General features: G+C 58.2%; 14 protein-coding genes. 8 read left to right on the top strand and 6 right to left on the bottom strand.

The genetic code is table 11. The annotated features are described in order from the left end of the window. Positions 1-252 precede the first annotated feature (252 nt). Positions 253-1,203, bottom strand: a complete 951-nt coding sequence (locus C5L12_RS22785) for a LysR family transcriptional regulator (RefSeq protein ID WP_105374357.1) — start codon at positions 1,201-1,203, stop codon at positions 253-255. A gap of 126 nt (positions 1,204-1,329) precedes the next feature. Between C5L12_RS22785 and C5L12_RS22780 the strand changes: the two genes are divergently transcribed. The 8 genes from C5L12_RS22780 to C5L12_RS22745 all read left to right on the top strand — a co-directional run bounded on the left by C5L12_RS22780 (position 1,330) and on the right by C5L12_RS22745 (position 11,664). After that, positions 1,330-2,853, top strand: coding sequence for an ABC transporter substrate-binding protein (locus C5L12_RS22780; RefSeq protein WP_105374356.1), 1,524 nt, complete (start codon positions 1,330-1,332; stop codon positions 2,851-2,853). 108 nt (positions 2,854-2,961) lie between these two features. Then, the gene (locus C5L12_RS22775) at positions 2,962-3,924 is read left to right on the top strand and encodes a carbohydrate ABC transporter permease (protein ID WP_105374355.1); all 963 of its coding nucleotides are present in this window, start codon (positions 2,962-2,964) and stop codon (positions 3,922-3,924) included. Next, entirely contained in the window at positions 3,917-4,786 is an 870-nt protein-coding gene (locus tag C5L12_RS22770) for a carbohydrate ABC transporter permease (protein ID WP_105374354.1), read from the top strand. The genes C5L12_RS22775 and C5L12_RS22770 overlap by 8 nt, the downstream gene beginning before the upstream one ends. 13 nt (positions 4,787-4,799) lie before the next feature. Next, on the top strand, positions 4,800-5,882 hold the full coding sequence (locus tag C5L12_RS22765; RefSeq protein WP_105374353.1) for an ABC transporter ATP-binding protein: 1,083 nt from the start codon (positions 4,800-4,802) through the stop codon (positions 5,880-5,882). Between the two features lie 18 nt (positions 5,883-5,900). Further along, positions 5,901-7,457 carry a sulfatase family protein gene (locus C5L12_RS22760; RefSeq protein ID WP_105374352.1) on the top strand — a complete coding sequence of 519 codons (1,557 nt, stop codon included), beginning with the start codon at positions 5,901-5,903 and terminating at the stop codon, positions 7,455-7,457. A gap of 1 nt (position 7,458) precedes the next feature. Further along, positions 7,459-8,400: a formylglycine-generating enzyme family protein gene (locus C5L12_RS22755; protein ID WP_105374351.1), complete on the top strand. Its 942-nt coding sequence runs from the start codon at positions 7,459-7,461 to the stop codon at positions 8,398-8,400. 8 nt (positions 8,401-8,408) lie between these two features. After that, positions 8,409-9,911: a sulfatase gene (locus C5L12_RS22750; protein ID WP_105374350.1), complete on the top strand. Its 1,503-nt coding sequence runs from the start codon at positions 8,409-8,411 to the stop codon at positions 9,909-9,911. A 61-nt stretch (positions 9,912-9,972) separates the two neighbouring features. Then, positions 9,973-11,664, top strand: a complete 1,692-nt coding sequence (locus C5L12_RS22745) for a glycoside hydrolase family 3 protein (protein ID WP_105374349.1) — start codon at positions 9,973-9,975, stop codon at positions 11,662-11,664. Between the two features lie 204 nt (positions 11,665-11,868). Here C5L12_RS22745 and C5L12_RS22740 read toward each other — a convergent pair whose 3' ends face one another. Genes C5L12_RS22740 through C5L12_RS22720 form a run of 5 tightly spaced genes read right to left on the bottom strand, consistent with a single transcriptional unit; the run spans position 11,869 to position 17,894 of the window. Next, entirely contained in the window at positions 11,869-12,855 is a 987-nt protein-coding gene (locus C5L12_RS22740) for a hypothetical protein (protein ID WP_105374348.1), read from the bottom strand. Between the two features lie 25 nt (positions 12,856-12,880). Beyond that, a complete protein-coding gene (locus C5L12_RS22735; RefSeq protein WP_105374347.1) occupies positions 12,881-13,729 on the bottom strand; it encodes a TniQ family protein in 849 nt (282 codons plus the stop codon). Continuing rightward, on the bottom strand, positions 13,726-14,730 hold the full coding sequence (locus C5L12_RS22730) for an AAA family ATPase (protein WP_105374346.1): 1,005 nt from the start codon (positions 14,728-14,730) through the stop codon (positions 13,726-13,728). Before C5L12_RS22730 ends, C5L12_RS22735 begins: the two co-directional genes overlap by 4 nt. A gap of 1 nt (position 14,731) precedes the next feature. Next, positions 14,732-17,032, bottom strand: a complete 2,301-nt coding sequence (locus C5L12_RS22725; RefSeq protein ID WP_105374345.1) for an integrase catalytic domain-containing protein — start codon at positions 17,030-17,032, stop codon at positions 14,732-14,734. Between the two features lie 31 nt (positions 17,033-17,063). Then, positions 17,064-17,894: a hypothetical protein gene (locus C5L12_RS22720; RefSeq protein ID WP_105374344.1), complete on the bottom strand. Its 831-nt coding sequence runs from the start codon at positions 17,892-17,894 to the stop codon at positions 17,064-17,066. Positions 17,895-17,953: the final 59 nt, after the last annotated feature.

The following is a 17,953-nucleotide window of genomic DNA, read 5'->3' as shown; positions in this document are numbered from 1 at the left end:
TCCAGAACGCGCTCTGCGTACTAAGACGCAATGCCGAGACCTCTGGAGATCTCATTCAGGCCGGCTGTGCTAACTTCCTTCATGGATCTTCTTCCGATTGCGACTTTTGACAGCCACAGTATGGCGCAACGATGCCGAGTGCGGAGGCTACTTCCCGGCCATTCCTCGATTTCTTCGGCATCGATCTTGAAGGTGAAGAGCCGGGCGCATGACGAGGAGGAAATCCTCTATGAGAGAGGAGCAATGAACGCTTTAAGTCGGTATTGCCTTTGACGCCGTCGCCCCGTGTTGCTTGCCAAAATGCCGCTCGCATAGCTTCAGCAGTTCGACCATCGGAGGCCACTCCGACATTTCTTCGCGAAAGATGATGCCCGAGCGGATCATGCGGCCTCCGAATTCGACAGGCACGGGAAGGATTTTGGGTGAATTTGCTCCGGCGACGGCGGCCTCGGGCAACATGCACAGATAGTCTCCGCGTTGCAGGAAGCCGATCACCGCGACAAGGGATTCCGACCGCACGCGAATATCCGGCGCTTGGCCGAGCCGTTCTATGGCGCCATGGACAGTCTCAAGTTCATAGACCGGATCTGCCGTGTAGACGATCCAGGGATAATCGAGCAGACGCTGGGGCGTACAATTCCCTTTCCCATCCCCGGCCTTGAAGATCGGGTGGTTTTCGCGCGCCACGACACGATCGTAGACCGTCGTGAATTGAAGCTGTCTCAGCCGTTGGCCCGGGCCCTCCGGCATCTCGATTCCTCCAAACACCGCGTCGATGCGGCCCTCTGAGAGATCCGCGGCCGTTTCGCCCCTGAGGCTGCTGCCGATCTCGATCACGACAGCAGGAAACGTGTTCTGCAATTCGCTGATGATCTCCGGCAGTACCACCGCGCGCCAGAGCGGACCGGCGCGCAAACGCAGGCGACCCCTCATGGCGCTTGATGGGTGAGCAAGATCGCTTTCCGCGATCTCCCAATAGCGAGAGAGACGGCTGGCTGCCGTCATTACGCGCGCTCCAAACTCCGTCAGCGACACCCCTTTGGAATGGCGGGTCAGCACAGCCTGGCCGAAATGCTTTTCAAGTTGGGCGATCGAGCGGGTAAGCGCCGGCTGGGTGACATTGAGAAGGGTCGCGGCGCGCCGCAGGCTGCCCGCCTCCGCGATGACCTGCAACCGGAATAGATGGGTGATCTGATCGAGCATCGCGATAAACTCCGTTAATCGCGCCTGAGACTATTTGCATTATCTCTGCATAACAAATTTGACTAGTCTCAAGAATAACCGCTCTGGCAAGGGAAGAGGATGATCCGAGCGGGTGGGAGGAAGATCATGACAAACACGTTTTCCCGTGGCCTTTCGCGCCGCGCATTTCTGCAAACCACCGCGCTCCTGGGGCTCGGCCTCGGCGCCGGCCCGGGTTTCGCACAGAACCTCGTCAAAACGGAAGGTCTCAAGCCTGCAATTGGGCCTTTTCGGTGGCTCGACTCCGGTGGCCAGAAAGGCGAATTCTTCAAGCAATACCTGGCCAAGTACGCGCAGATCCAAGGCATTGAAGTCGTCTATGACGGCTTGCCGTGGAAGGAAATCTCGTCGGTCTTGCCGCTCGGCATTCGCAACCAGTCAGCCCCGGACACCTTTAACCTTCCTATCGGCATGGAGCCATCGGTCGCCATCGCGGAAGGTTGGCTCCAGCCGATCGACAACTTGATTCCCGATTTCGACACCTGGAAGAAGGCTTATCCCGACGGCGCGTTCGTTGAGGGCGTCAACGTCTTCGGTGGCAGGACTTATGGTTTTCCCTTCTCCACCGAGCGCCGCTTCAACAACGCCCTGCTGTTCAACCAGGATATGATGAACGCTGCCGGTTATGATAAGATCGGTGCCGATCGCGCCCTGACGTTTGAGGAAATGCGGGATGCAGCGAAGAAAATGACCGAAGGCTCCGGCGGTCGGTCCTTCGGCTTCATCATCGGCGGTGCCCAGGAGCAACGCTGGGGAGATGTCGCAACGATGCTGGCCCAGCGCGGCGGCGCGACCGTGGGCAACACCGGCCTGCTGCAGGGCATGGACCTCAAGACCGGCCAGTTTGCCTTTGACCACGATGCTTACGTCGCCGGCGTCGAACTGCTGCTCGCCATGCGCGATGACGGTTCCGTGTTTCCGGGGTGCCTTACCATCATCGCTCCCCAGGCCCGCGAATTCATCACCCAAGGCGCCGCGGGCATGATCATCCAGGGTCCGTGGAATGTGCCGATCTGGGAGGCCACGGCGCCGAGCTTCAAGTTCGGCGTTTCGCCGGGACCGGCGCCCGACGAGGCGTCGCTCGACAACCCGATCTGGGTCATGCAACTGCCGAACTCCGCGAACATGATGTGGTTGAATGCCAAGGCGAAGAATCCCCAATATGCCGGCGACATCTTCCATTGGTTGGGGACCGTCGAAGGCCAGGTGGCCTATGCCAATGTCGCCAGTTCGGCAGACCCCGCCATTTTCCCGGAATCGATCAAGCTCGCCAAACTCAGCGACCGGGCGAAGATCATGTTGAAGATGGCCGAAGATCGCGTGCGCGTCGCGCCCAATCCGCTTGTCCGCCAACCCGGTCTTTCCAAGGTGGCTGCGGCCTATGTCGATCCTACGCCTAATCTGGCCCAGGCGGTCCAGGGTCTTTTCTCGGGCCAGCTCAGTGGCGTGAAGGCAACCTTGAAAAAGGCGTCCGATGCCCGCAACAAAGCCCTCGACACAGCGATTGCCAAGGCGAAGGCCGCCGGTGCGGGTGTCAGTCGCGACGACTTCGTTTTCGCAAACTGGGACCCTTCCCGTGACTTCGGTCCCGCAGACTACGCCAAGCTCTAGCTTCGCGCGAAGGTCCGGCTGGCTCCACGTTCGCTAGCGTCTCCTCCCGGTGGTCCCGGGGCTCATGTCCCGGACGACCTTTACAGCAACGAAAAAGGCAAGGCTGCCATGGCGGCAATTTCACATATACTGGAGCGCGGCGCTGAGGGCGCCACGCTCGGCCAAAGGATCTGGAAATCGCGGATCGACTACCTGTTCCTCATTCCCGGCATGCTGGTGTTCGGCGCGTTCATTTTCTGGCCGATGATTGCCTCGTTCTACTATTCGACGCTGGACTGGACCGGCTTCGGGGCACATTCCGAATTCATCGGCCTTGCAAACTACGCCGAGCTCTTGAACGACGAGTTCTTCTACTCGGCTTTCAAACGCTCATTCCTGTTCATGCTGGCGACGGTGCCGTTCCAGATGATCGTCGGTCTCATGCTCGCGATTGTGCTGAACAACAAGTTTTTGAAGCTTGCGACCGTCTTCCGAGCCATGATCTTTCTTCCCGTCGTCTCACCGGTCGCCGTCATCGCAATTGTGATGGTGCTGATGCTCAGTCCCTTTAACGGGCCGATCAATGGTTTCCTGATCGAGACCCATCTCGTCTCCCGCGCGGTCGATCTACTCGGTTCGCCGCAGATGGTGCTGTGGACCCTTGCGGGCATTTTCGTCTGGAAATGGACAGGCATCACCCTCGTCTACTGGCTTGCGGCGTTGCAAACGGTTCCGGACGAACTCTACGAGGCCGCCAAGCTCGACGGTGTGAAAACGTGGCAGGTCATCATGCACATCGTCCTGCCGATTGTTGCGCCATTCGCCGTCGTTATCGGACTTATCTCGGCCATCAGCGCCCTCAACGTATTTCCGCTGATCCAGGCAACCACGCAGGGAGGTCCGTTCTTTTCGTCGGAGGTCATGGAGGTCTACATTTTCCGCACCGCCTTCGCACCGTCGTCGGGGCAGTTCCCACGCCTCGGTTATGCGTCTGCTGCAGGCGTGATCTTCGGCCTCTCGATCATGGCGCTTACCATTCTCCAGGTCATTGCGGTGCGCCGCGTCCGTCGCAAGGAGGCAGAAAATGTCTGATGCCGCTCTGCCCCCAGGCCGCATGCGGCAATCGATCTTCACACCCAGGCGCAAGCGGTTCATCACCTCGATTGTGCTTGCCGTGATGTGCGTGATCTGGATCTACCCTCTGATCTGGATGATCGCCGCTTCGTTCAAGCCCAATTCGGAACTGTTCACCAACCCGGGAATGATTCCCAATCGACCGACATTCGAGAACTACGGCCGCGCCTGGACCGAGGCCAACATGCAGCGCTATTTCTTCAACACGCTGTTCGTGACGGTCGGTTCGGTCTTGATCACCACGATCGCGGCAGCGCTCGGTGGCTATGTCCTCGGACGCCGGGAGTTTCCCGGAAAATGGCCTCTGATGGGGCTGATGGTGTTTACCCTCTTCATTCCGCAGGGCTACACGATCATTCCCGTGTTCCAGCTGCTCACCACACTTGGCCTTGGCCAATCGCTCTGGGGCTTGATGCTTGCGACCTGCGGCCACTCGATCGTGATCTTCATCCTGCTGTTTGCCGGCTATTTCACGCAAATGCCGAGGGAGCTGGAAGAGGCCAGCCGCATGGACGGTGTCGGACCGGTCAAGACCTTCTGGTACGTCATGCTGCCGCTGGCCAAGCCGATCGTGGTGACTGTCGTGGTCATGCAGTCGCTGCAGGCCTGGAACGACTTCCTGTTGCCGCTCGTCATCACGCTTGCCAATCCGGCGATGCGCACGCTCAGCGTCGGCATCTATTCCTTCAAGGGTGAGCATTTTGTCGACTGGGGTGGGATGATGGCCGCGTCTACGATCGCCATCGGCCCCATCGTGCTGCTGTTCCTCTTCCTTCAACGCTACTTCATCGACGGCCTCGCGGGCGCGGTCAAAGGCTGATCTGGAGATCTTCATGTCTGGTGTCAAACTTACAAACGTCAAAAAAAGCTATGGCGCGGTGGAGGTTATCCGCGGGGTCGATATCGTTATCGAAGAGGGCGAATTCTGCGTCTTCGTCGGTCCATCGGGTTGCGGAAAATCAACGCTTCTGCGGATGATCGCCGGCCTTGAGGAGATATCGGCCGGGACGATCGCGATCGGTGATCGCAGGGTAAACGACCTCGATCCGAGCCAGCGCGGCACGGCGATGGTGTTCCAGACCTATGCGCTCTATCCGCATATGACGGTTGAACGAAATATGGGTTTCGGCCTGCTCATGAACGGTGTCGCCAAGAGCGAGGTCAAGGCCAAGGTCGATAAAGCCGCCAAGATCCTGCAGATTGAAACACTGCTCAACCGCAAACCCAGGCAGTTGTCCGGCGGCCAGCGTCAGCGTGTCGCCATCGGCCGTGCCATCGTTCGGGATCCGGACGTTTTCCTGTTCGATGAGCCGTTATCCAACCTGGATGCCGAACTGCGTGTCGCCACGCGCCTGGAGATCGCCAAGCTTCACGGCCAACTCCAGGGCGCCACCATGGTCTATGTCACCCATGACCAGGTCGAGGCAATGACACTTGCCGACAAGATAGTGGTGCTGCGCGATGGCCGGGTTGAGCAGATCGGCGCGCCCATGGAGCTCTACGAGGACCCCGACAATATCTTCGTCGCCGGCTTCATCGGTTCGCCGAAGATGAATTTCGTCGAAGTGAAGGGCGACAAGCTGCCGGATGGCCGCCCGCTTAGGCTTTCAGGATCTCAATCCAATGCCGTCGCAACGCTCGGCGTACGGGCCGATGCGCTGGAGAGGGCCGGGCCAGGTGCCGGAACGATTGCGGGCGAGGTCAGTGTCGTCGAGCGGCTGGGCGACGCCGAATTCGTTCATTTCCGTACCCCTTGGGGACAGGAACTCGTGGCCCGCTTTCCACCCGGCGCCGCTGTCCGCGTCAGGGACAGTTTGCAATTCGCCCTGACCGGCAAGGTTCATTTCTTTGATGCAGAGGGAAGGGTGCTCCGGGACGTCGCCATGGCCGGCAACCCGGTGGCGGCCGAGGCCTGATGAAGGAGTAAAGACAGAATGCGCCCCAACATTATTTTCATCCTTTCCGACGATCACGCGGCCCGCGCGATCAGCGCCTATGGTGCTGGACTGAACAATACCCCCAATCTCGACCGGCTTGCCAATGAGGGGCTGCGTCACGACGCCTGCTATGTGACCAACTCGATCTGCACGCCTTCGCGCGCCGCGATCCTCACGGGCACGCACAACCACGTAAATTGCGTGACGACGCTGGATACGCATATCGACAATCGCTGGCCGAACGTTGCCAAGACGCTGAGGGCAAACGGATATGCTACGGCGATCTTCGGCAAGTGGCATCTCGGCGAAGGTCCGGTTCACGAGCCGACCGGCTTTGACGAATGGGCAGTTGTGCCGGGCCAGGGCGATTATTGGGATCCGGCCTTCATCTCGCCGGAGGGGCGCAAGCGGATCCCCGGATATGCAACCGACATCATCACCGATATGTCGATCGACTTCATCCAACGGAAGAAGGAAGATGACGCCCCCTTCTTCCTGATGTGCCACCACAAGGCGCCGCATCGCAACTTCATCCCCCATCCCAAATGGGACCATCTGTGGGCGGACGAAGATCTGCCGCTGCCCGAGACCTTCAACGACGACTATGCCAATCGCGCCAAAGCCGCCCAGGCGGCCAGGATGCGCATCAGACATGACATGAACTGGGAAGACCTGGGTCTCGTCCAGCCTGAAGGTCCGCAAGGTGTCGCCGGCGAGCTGATGGTGGATGGCTGGCACATTCGCAAGGTACCGGAATTGATGGAAGGCGAGACCATCACCGTCATCGACTCCAAGACGGGGGAGAACTACACGTTCGACGACCCGCGATCCTTCGCCGAGTTCAAGTACCAGCGTTACATGAAGCGCTATCTGCGAACCGTGCAGTCGATCGATGAAAATGTCGGCCGCCTGCTCGATTATCTCGATGAAGCCGGCCTCGCCGACAATACGCTGGTCATCTACTCCTCCGATCAGGGTTTCTTTCTGGGCGAGCATGGCTGGTTCGACAAGCGCTTCATGTACGAGGAAAGCCTGCAGATGCCTCTTTTGGCCAGGCTTCCGGGCTCCATCCCGGCGGGCCGCATCACCAGGGACATCTCCTGTAATGTCGACTTTGCCCCGACTTTCCTGGATTATGCCGGGATCGCAAAGCCCTCCTACATGCAGGGCACCAGCCTGCGCTCCGTTTTCGAAGGCAATACCCCGAAAGACTGGGACCAGCTCGCCTATCACCGCTACTGGATGCATAACGACATCATCCACGGCGCCTGGGCCCATTACGGTGTGCGCGACCAGCGCTACAAGCTGATCTACTGGTACAATGACGACCTGGGCCAGCTCGGCGCACACCCCAACGGGGCGCCACCCGAATGGGAGTTGTTCGATTGCGAAAAGGATCCGTCCGAGATCAACAACCTTGCAGATGATCCCGCCTACGCCGGCGTGTTCGAGATGATGATCGCCAAGCTGGATCGCAAGATGGCCGATATCGGCGACGTGCCGGAGCATGACACGGCGGCAGCCCTTTCGGCCCGAGCTGCAAAAGCGGCCTGACATGAGCTGCTGCGGATCAACAGGTGGCCATGTCCGGCGGCAAAAGAAAGAGGGCGGCGCACATGCCGTCGCCCTCGACATTGCCGATGCGCGGGCACCGGCACGCGTGGCCTTTCCTGCCGCCAGGGCGCATACCGGCACGCGAACCCCGTCAATTCCGCTCGATGGCGAAGGGGTCTACCGGGAGCGCAAGCTTAAGGGATTTTCTGTCGACGCCACCCTTGTCACCAATTCCCGCTTTGCCGCTTTCGTGGCGGAGACGGGCTATGTCACCGAATCCGAGCGGTTCGGGTGGGGCCTGGTCTTCCGGGGTCTCCTCCCGAAGCCGCAGACGGTCGCACCTTCGCGCTCAGAGACCCCCTGGTGGGTCAAGATCGATGGCGCCTGCTGGCATTCGCCCATGGGTCCCGGAAGTTCGGTAGCGGATCGGGCGGACCATCCGGTCAGCCACATTTCCTGGGAGGACGCCAACGCCTTTGCCAAGTGGGCCGGAGGACGGCTGCCAACGGAAGCGGAATGGGAATATGCCGCCCGCGGCGGACTCCCCGATCCGAAATTTCCGTGGGGAGACAAAGAGCCGGACGACAGGTCATTCATGCCCTGCAACATCTGGCAGGGGCGATTTCCGGAGGAAAATACGCTGGCCGATGGATGGATCGGCACGTCGCCGGTCACGGCTTTTCCGCCAAACGGCGCGGGCCTTTTTGACATGGCCGGAAATGTCTGGGAATGGACCGTCGAACCGTTCCGGATACGCTCGGCGAGCCGCTTCGCCGCACAACGCAACGAGACTTCCCGAACCCTCGGTCAGAAGTTGATGAAGGGCGGCAGTTTCCTTTGTCATATCAGCTATTGCTATCGCTATCGGATTGCTGCTCGTCTCGCACTCGTGGCGGACAGCGGGGCGTGCAATTCCGGCCTTCGGGTATTTTATGACGGTTGAGGTAAGTGATGCGTCTGATCTTCCTTCTGTTCGATTCACTCAACCGCAGCGCCCTTGGCGCCTATGGCGGCAAGATTGAAACTCCCAATTTCGATCGCCTCGCGGCACGCTCGGTCACCTTCGACAGCCATTATGTGGGCAGCCTTCCGTGCATTCCGGCGCGCCGCGACATACAGACCGGCCGCGCCAACTTTTTTCATCGCTCATGGGGGCCGATGGAACCCTATGACACCAGCTTCTGTGAAATGCTCCGTGCGAAGGGAATTTATTCGCACCTTGTCACAGACCATTTCCATTATTTTCAAAATGGCGGCTCGGGCTACAACACCCGCTACGATAGCTGGGATTTCATTCGAGGCCAGGAATACGACACCTGGAAGGCCGTGGTCGAACCACCTTTGGCCCAGTTCGCCGGGGAGTATGATCAGCGTCACTATGATCCGAAGAAGAAGCCCGGGCGGATCGTCCATGCGATCAATCGTCTTTACGAGAAGGACGAGAGCGACCTCCCCACTCCGCGCTGTTTCGCATCGGCTTTCGGGTTTCTCGAGGCCAACAAATCCGCCGACAACTGGATGCTGCAGCTTGAGCTTTTCGATCCGCATGAGCCGTTTCATGCCCCGTCGCGCTTCCGGCGCGAAGGCGACAGCAACTGGAAGGGCGGGGTGCTGAACTGGCCGGATTACGTGCCGGTCAACGAGACGGATGATGAGATCGCTGAGATCCGTGCCAACTATGCGGCCCAGATCCGCATGCTCGATGAATATCTAGGCCGGTTGTTCGATTTCATGGACAGCAATGAAATGTGGAATGACACGGCAATAATACTGTCCACCGATCACGGCTTCTTGCTCGGCGAACATGGCTGGTGGGGCAAGAGCCGGATGCCGTATTATGAAGAGATGTCGCATATCCCGCTGATCGTCTATCATCCTGCGCATGCCGAACAAGCGGGCCAGCGCTTGCAGGTGTTGACGCAGACCGTCGACATCATGCCAACCATCCTCGATGTTTTCGGTATCCCGCCTGGAACTGATGTGACCGGGCGCTCACTTCTCTCGGCTGTAGCCGGCCAGGCCTGCGACGACAGGATCATCGCATTCGGTCTCTTTGCCGGGCCTATCGGCGTGACCGATGGCCGGTACGTGATGCTGCACTACCCGCCCGATGTGTTAGGCGAAGGCCTTTGCGAATATACATTGATGCCGCAGCATATGGTTCAACCATTCACGGCCGCCGAGATGGCCACGGCGAGGATGGCGCCGCCCTTTAACTTTACGAAGAGCATGCCACTGCTGCGCATCGACGCGACGCGCGAGGCAAGACGACCGCCCAATCTCGGCGGTTCATTCCTCGACCAGGGTTTTCGTCTCTTTGATCTTCAGATGGACCCGCAGCAGCAGAAACCCATACGCGACGCGAATGTGGAAGCGCGGCTTTACGAGGGCCTAAGGCGTTATATGCAGGCCCATGATGCACCCGCAGAAAGCTATGACTGGCAAGGGCTCTGAGACGGATGGACAGGCAAAGCCAAGACGAGATTAGTCAGCGGCTTATGACAGAGAACACGTGATGATTTCCGATAAATATCCGCTCCATCTTTTGACCGGGCCGCCATTTAACCTGCAAGCGAAAGACCTTGCCTGGGTTGCCGAGCAGGCCGAAGCACTGAGCGGCGACCTTGACCGCAAGATCGCGCAACTGTTCGTCCTCGGGCTTCACGGGCCAGCCGCGCCCTGGATATCGGAGCTCGATCACCTTCGCCCGGGCGGCGTGACCCGGTTCTTTTCCGAGAGCGGAAATGACGAACTGGAACTTCTGGAAACAATCCAGGAGAGGGCGGATATTCCGCTCCTGGTTTCAGCCGACCTCGAAGGGTCGCGCATGTCGGTTCCCTTCGGTACACAGGTGCCGAACCCGCTGGCGTTGGCGGCCGCCGATGATATCGACCTGACGCGGCGCGTGTACAGCCTGCTTGCCGATGAGGCGCAGGCCGTCGGCACCAACTGGTCCTTCACGCCCGTCGTCGATATCAATGCCGCCTTCCGCTCCGCGATTGTCGCAACCCGCGGGTTCGGAGCCGATCCCGAGCTGATCGAACGTCATGCGCTGGTGCAGATCGAAGTGCTGCAGCAGCACGGCATCGCGGCCTGCCTGAAGCACTGGCCCGGGGAGGGATACGACGACCGTGACCAGCATCTGGTAACGACCGTCAACCCGTTGTCGATGGAAGAATGGGACGCGACCTTCGGTAAGCTTTATCGCGCCGGCATCTCATGCAATGTGCTTTCCGTCATGTCGGCACATATCGCGATGCCCGCCTTCGTTCGCTCGCTTGTTCCCGACGCGGGACTGGAGGAACTCTACCGGCCGGCCTCGATGTCGCGTTTGCTCAATCTCGAACTGCTGCGCGGACGGCTCGGTTTTAACGGCCTGATCGTTTCAGATGCTTCAGAGATGGCGGGGGCCACCTCCTACATGGCGGCGGCACCGGCGAAGGTCGAGATGCTGAGAGCCGGCTGTGACATGGTGCTGTTCACTGGCGACCTGCCGGGGGATATCGCCAATATCAAGGAGGCGCTCAAGGATGGAAGGCTTTCTCATGCGCGCCTGGACGAAGCGTTGACGCGTGTTCTGGGGCTCAAGGCCGCCCTTGGTCTGCATCGCCGACAACCGCAATCGCGGCAGCAGCGGCTTGGCCGTATTGCAAGGCCGCAGGCAAAGGCGACCGCAAAAGAAGCCTTTGCTCGGGCGCCTACGCTGGTGAAGGATGTCAGCGGATTGTTTCCGCTAACTCCAAAGACCCATCGCCGTGTGCTTGTTATCTCCGGTGGTATCGTCTCGCCCATCCACGGCGATCCGATCCCGCTTGCGCTCCCCGCGATGATGCGGGAACGCGGCTTCAATGTCACTCTGTTTTCGCCGGGAGATGACTGGCGTCCGGAACTCTATGACCTCGTCCTTTATCTCTTGGCAGAAGAGACGCTTCTGACCCGCGGTCACATCTTTCTCGACTGGGCGCGACTGATGGGTGATTTTCGAATGGCAATGAAACGGCCCTGGTACCAAGTGCCCACGGCATTGATTTCATTCGGCTATCCCTATTATCTTTACGATGCGCCGCGGATGCCAGCCGTCATCAATGCATATGCCACTTCCGACGAGATGCAGGAAGCGGTGCTCAACTGTATGACAGGCGTTGCGCCATTCCTCGGAAAAAGTCCTGTAGACGCCTTCTGCGGACAGGACCAGGCTCGGATATAAGACACCGCAGCTGATTGCGCTCCTTTGATTCATCGCAATCGACCGTCGCCCTAATTGATTTCACTACTGTTTCACGCTGGCTGTCAAGAATGTATGGGCTGGACGCTCCGTTACCTTTGTCCAAGTCTGACACTGGGGGAACGCAAGGCATAAAAAAAGCCCGCCGAAGCGAGCTTTTTCAAAACCATTACGATGGTGGGTTATCTATCCGACGAAGTCTCGAACGTCTGCGATACGATAGTATCGTGAGTTCCTACCGGTTGGTTCAAAGGCTGATTTAACCCCTCGGGCGTCGAGTTGCTTTTTCATCTTGCCGGGAAAAATGTTGGCCTGATCAGACAGCATCGCAAGGGAGATGTGATCCTTCACGAAAGCATCCACAGAGGCCACGGTGACATAGTTTTGGGAACGTTGCGTCACAGGGCTAAACGCGAATGCCGTTTCGACGAGTCGCAGTCGGATCAGCTCGCGCACAGTGCCACTCGCCGTCTTCAGCCGTCGCTCAGCCTCGCGACGATTAAGAAGTGTGGGATACGGTGCGTCGGGATCATAAATCGTGACACTGCTGACGGCCGCTTCGTTTTTCCGCGCGACCACGATATGGCGCGCTACTTCAGCGGGATCGACCATGAGGCCTGACAGGAAGCGAGGATCAACACGAAACAATGACACCTTGTCCTCCAATGCCAATTCGAGGATTTTCTCGATAGTGCACGTCGCCTGACGCGCCGCTTGAGAAAGGGGTACGTGTTCGTTTTCTTCGTCGATGGACGTTGCGCGTTCATTGATCGCGGATTTGAAATTTTCGTAATCAGCCTTTCTTACTCGGGAATAGGTGCGAGTATCGTCCGTGAATTCCTCGACGCGACGGATGAGGCCTGCGTCGAGGATCGCGCGAACACGGTCAATCGCTACGTCGAGGTCCACCGCCATCTCGGCAGTGGTCACAGTGTCGAGCGCGGCCATGATGATATCGTGGCCCTTTTGGGCATCGAAATAGATGCGTCCACTGGTGAGTTCTGTTGGTTCGACCAGACTTGCGTCCAACATGAGCTGGTAGATGCGGTCTTCCATCATTCCATACTCGATGCTTGCAGATCGTACCGAGTGAAGGCGGCGCTCAGTGGTCGGCAAAATGAAAAGATCGCTCGGGCCGATAGGCAGATTGCGCTCCGCGATGCCCTGGAACAACTCAACCACCGAGTTGAACTCGGGCTTATCCTTGTTGCGACGCAGCCAAAGACGAAGCTTGCCGAAAAAAAGCGTTCATCTCCAGCGCAATCGGTCGCTCACGATCAACGGCATCCGCGACTACGGTTTCGATTGCCGATGGACCGGCGGAGGCTCTCGTGAAACCGCGCATGGTCTCGACCTGCCAAGAGCTGTCCGGGAGCTGCTCATTGGGTGCATGTTCGATTTCAAAGCGACCAAGATTACGGCAGAGGTCGACCGCGACATGGGTGGCCAGTGTGTCCAGAAACTCGTTGCTGGACCCGCCTCGAATTCGCGTCTCGACGTACTCGGCAACAAATGTGGGGACGGCATCGGCGATTGCAGAGGCCTGTTGCTGGATTTCCAGGAGGTATTTTTCCACGTAGCGAGGAAAGTCTCGTTGTCCCTTTGGGTCGTCGGCTTCAACGATTTCAGTACAGTGTGAAGTGCATTGCTGTACCGCTCTCGTAAGCCATGACATCCGCACAAATGGACGAGCGCCCGAACGACCCGATCCGCATTCCATATCCTCCATCACGCATTTTGGGCAGTACCGATGGGTTTTGCCGGGGCGCATGTCCCGGCTCATAGATGCCTCACCAAGTTGCCAGACGTCAGACACGCCAACGCTTTTGATGTCGTTACCTTTCAGGCGCTCAACATCGATCCCGGCCCAGTCCGCGAGCATAGCAATGGCTTTTGGTTGGCCGGTTTCCAACGCCTTAAGGCTCAGGCTGTTGACGGCCAAAAAGTCGCGTAGGGAAGGGTACCCATTGGCAAATGCCAAACGGGCCGCCAGGCTAAGACGGGGTTCCACCCCGTCATGATAATCCACGGTCACACGCAACCTCATTCTTTGCCTCCCTTAACTTTTTTGCTGTGTTTCGGTTTGTCTTTGGTCGGGGCGAGATCGGCCAAGGCATTAGCACGATCAATATTGCCCCAGTTCTTGGCTGTGATGATGTTATCCTGCGGGAGGCTTCCGCTCGTCCGGCTATAGACAAATTCGAAATCCTTAGGGTCGAGCTTTGCATGCCCCTTCGAAAGGGCCTTGTATGACGCGCTACGGACCATCTCGATCATCGTTCCTGCACCTCCTCCGGTCGATTGGATGAGGCGTCCGAGGAAATCGTCGGTTTCCAAGGACTTTTCGAGCTTCAGCTTGCAGTTCTCGAAAGCTACGTCATTGAGGATGGTTTTAGCGAGGCTAATGTCGCCCGGGAATTTCAGCGGCTCGAAGCGCATCACGAGGGAACGGTTGGCCAACTGCTGATCGCCCATGAACAATTCAGAAAGCTCCTCGACTCCGCTAAGGATGAGGTGCAGAGGCCAGTCAGGGATAACGAGCAGACTTTTGAAGCGATCCTGAAGATTTCGCACGGCCTTAGCGGTGCCGCCTTTCTGAAGATGCTGTGCCTCTTCGATGTGGAGGAGCAAAGTGCCTGCTTCCCGCAGTTGGGTTTTCAGCGTCTCGTAAAGCAAGTCCTCCTTTGCGTTTCGATCAGCATCCTGGCCGAGCTGTTTGAGAAGCTGAACAGCCACGTCTTTGTTCGTGGAGGTCTTGGAAACTTCCACGTGAACGAAAGGAATCCTCAGTTCCCCGTTCTCGCCTTTGTACGGGCGGAGACCGTCCATTTCATTCAGCGCCTGCATAAGCGCCGTCGATTTTCCTGTGCCGGACTCACCGATTACGGCGAACAAACGACGACGGCTGCCACCTCCTCCCAGGCAATCCTGCGCGTGCTCGTAGAACTCATTGAGGCGGTTACGGAGGCTTTTGATCGCAGGAAGCTCCACAAAGCGGCGGTCCTCCTGAATACGAATTGCGCGCAGTTCTTCAGCGGTCTTGGTCATATTAGTATTCCTCGTTGTAAAGATCGAAGCTGGTCGTGCTCACGGGAGCGTCGGGCAACTCGTCGCTATCGTCGTCCTGGAATGCCTCCTGTTCAGACTGCTCAATCTCCATCTTGTCCTTGCTGAACAGCTCGGGGCGATTGACGACAGTGTTGAGGTGAAGCGGATCGTCAGTCAGGGGGCCTTCCTGGATCAGCGCGGGAGTGTCGTCAGAGGCGACCACGTTCCAGGTGCTGAACAGTTCGGTTTCCCACTTCGCGTAGTCGGCAGCAGTGGGGAGGCGGGGCGACAGGCCTGCACGAAGGGTCGCTGCCATCCCGACCGCGCGCAGGCGATTGATGGCGTCGTACATAACGTTCAGGCCCGTCTCGGCTGCCGTGGCAAAGTGAGAACGAAGCTCGTTGCGAGCAGCGATCCATTCTGCGAGGCTGACGCTGTCGTCGAGGTCGACCGTATTTCGAGCGATCAGCCACCCTTTGTCTGACTTGAATGCGATGTGGGCTGCGCATTCGGGGTCAAACTTGATGAAGACGTCGACCTCCCCATCCTTGGCTCGCATGCGCTGAAGCTCGGGGTGGTCGAAGTTAATTCCCATCCAGGTAACACCGTAGGGACCGATGCGACGCGTTGTTTTGGTGCCGAAGATGTGCAGCATTTCGGTGGGAGCCGGGGGATAGTGGACCTCATACTCCTTGCATGCTTCTACCCACGCGTTGTGAGGCGTGTTGCCACCGAGACCCTCGTGCGGCTTGTTGTGGTAGATGTCGCAGATTGCGAAAATGAAGATTTTGATCAGTTCTTCAACGAGCAAGGTCGCGTGTTTTTGCGGATCATAATCGCCTTTTGCTACTACGTTGTGGAAAGTACGACCGTCAAAATACGGTGCGATGAGCATACCAATGGTGTGAAAAAGACGCTCGATGAAGGGACGGCAGGTAGGCTGGCCTGCCGGGGGACGAGTTGCACGAATACGGCCACGGCGCAGAACCCCTTGGGTCGCCTTTGCGATGAACTCTGCTCCGTTGTCATGGGAAATGAACCACGGACGAAGTTTTCCGACCCAGGCAGTCTGGGCGTTCACATAGGTGGACAGGTGACGCTTGTCGCTCATGATCATGCGGATCGTGGCGACGGCAGAGGCACCATTGGGCGTCAGGCTAGCTTTGAACGCCAGGATATAGCGGGTAGCTACATCGATGGCGGCACCAAAGTAGATACGCTTGCGCGGAATTTTCTCCTGAATTTCAGGAGGCAGAATATTCCAGATGCCGGTTTCAACGAGTAGCGAGATGAGATCGACATTCCAGAAGTCCATCTCGATGCGCTGGCCAGGGGCGACCACGCTAAAGCTACGGCGGATGGCCATGAACTTACGCACGGCAAACTTTTCGCCGAAACGCGCAGCAGCAACATGGAAGGCGTCAAATTTCGAGATCATGACCTCGAATTTTTTGCGCGATACCTTGTCAATCTGGCGGTGCGGGGGATGCCCGTCGTTGTGCTCCTTTAGCGCCGCGAGGTAGGTGCGGTAAGTGTGTGCTTTAGTCGGACGGGCGCGATCCAAGTAGCCGGTAGCCATCTTGTGTGCGAAGGCGACCGCCGGTGGTTTGTACGTGAAAAGTTTCGGACCCGGACCGTGGTGACGCGGGAGCAGCGCCATGACGTCCATGTCGTTGCCGTAGTAGCGATCATACCAACGTTTGAAGGTCTTGGCTGTCGGCACCGGAAAGCACTTGAGGAGTTGCAACTTGTCAGCGCGAGGTGCAGCCGTGCTGTTTTTGTCGGCATCGCCAGCAATCTTCTTCCTGCCCTCGCTCTGGCCGTTGTCCTCGTCCTCATCCTCATCGCCGAGATCAATCATCTCATGGAGAATAGCTTTGCGATAAGCGATAAGCCTCGACTTGAGGGCTGCCTCGGTAAACGGGAGACGCTTCCCCAGGGCTTCGCATTCCACATCGAACATGCCGAGCATCTTCTCGCGCCAAAGCGCAATCGTCTGGTCCTTCTCCGGGCGATCTTCGAATTTCTCGTCCCCGAATGCTGCGCGCAAGGCTTGTTGGGACACGCTGTTGTAGCCGTACTTGATCACGGCCCTGTTTGTGTCGAGAGCCGCGTAAATCTCACGATGGGTAAGAAAGATTTTACGTTCGACATCATTTTCGGCCTGCATGAGATAGCCGAGATCGTCGCGCATCACGGGGATGAAGTCCTCCTTGCGGACTTCATCATGATAGATGTCCTTGCGGCCCATCCCGATCAGAGAATGGATGAATTGGCGTGCAGGTACCGGACGGAAGTCCATAGGATGTCCTTTCAGGTTTGATCGATGTTGTTTAGACGGCGCGGAGCCAGGAGAGTTCGTCGATGCGGCCTGCGGCCAACGGCTCAAGAATTCCAAGGTCGAGGAAGCGCCAGATGGCGGTCCGGCGCTTGGCACGGGGCCAGCAGTTGGTTAGCAACTGACCGAAACGGAAGGTGTTAGGCATCTTCTGCACGATGTCGTGGAGCGCGACGCATTCCGTGTCGTCGTGCTGGATGCGCGAGGACAAGAGAAAGTAGGCGTTGTCGAAAGCCTCATGAGTGGCCAGAGTGTTGGTGACCAGAGCAACGCCGTCGGCGATGCCCGGTACGCGTTTCCCGGATTTGCTGATGCCCGTGATGTCGCTTGCGCAAATACGGTCGAGAAGGTCGAGCATCTCAGTGCGCTTGCGCTCATACTTTACCGCGACAGCGATACGCGTTCCGTCATCGAGTTCGATGAAGTAGTCGAACGTGTGCTGGTGAATGACGCCATCATCATCCGCGTATTCCACCTTAGGGTACTGCGAGATCAGCCGGGCAAGGCCCCGATAGGTCTGCAGAACCGTGCTTACGCGATGCTCAAGCTCGCTTTCGTGATATACGACCGTGTCGCGGTATTCCGTGTGGCCACGTGCGGTTTTGGCCTGCTTGAGCGCCGGGGTACGGACTGCGAGCCCATGGTTGGGTTCACACCATGCCGGTTTGGAACCGGGCAAGGGGCTACTCGCCGCACGGTAGTTGAAGAAGGTCGTCGGGGTAGGGGGCACGTTCTCGTGGGCGAGATCACGCCCCGGGAATGACAGCTCTCCCAAGCTTACGCGCTTGAGGTAAAGATGTTTCGCGACTTTATTGATGTGACGCATGGTACTTACTCCAAAGCTACAAAATTCGCGGTGACGGTTACCCGCGAGGACAAACCGCA

It is taken from the genome of Neorhizobium huautlense, assembly GCF_002968575.1.
In the GTDB taxonomy this organism is placed as follows: domain Bacteria; phylum Pseudomonadota; class Alphaproteobacteria; order Rhizobiales; family Rhizobiaceae; genus Neorhizobium; species Neorhizobium huautlense.
Note: the sequence above shows the minus strand (reverse complement) of the source record. Positions and strands in the feature narration are given on the sequence as shown.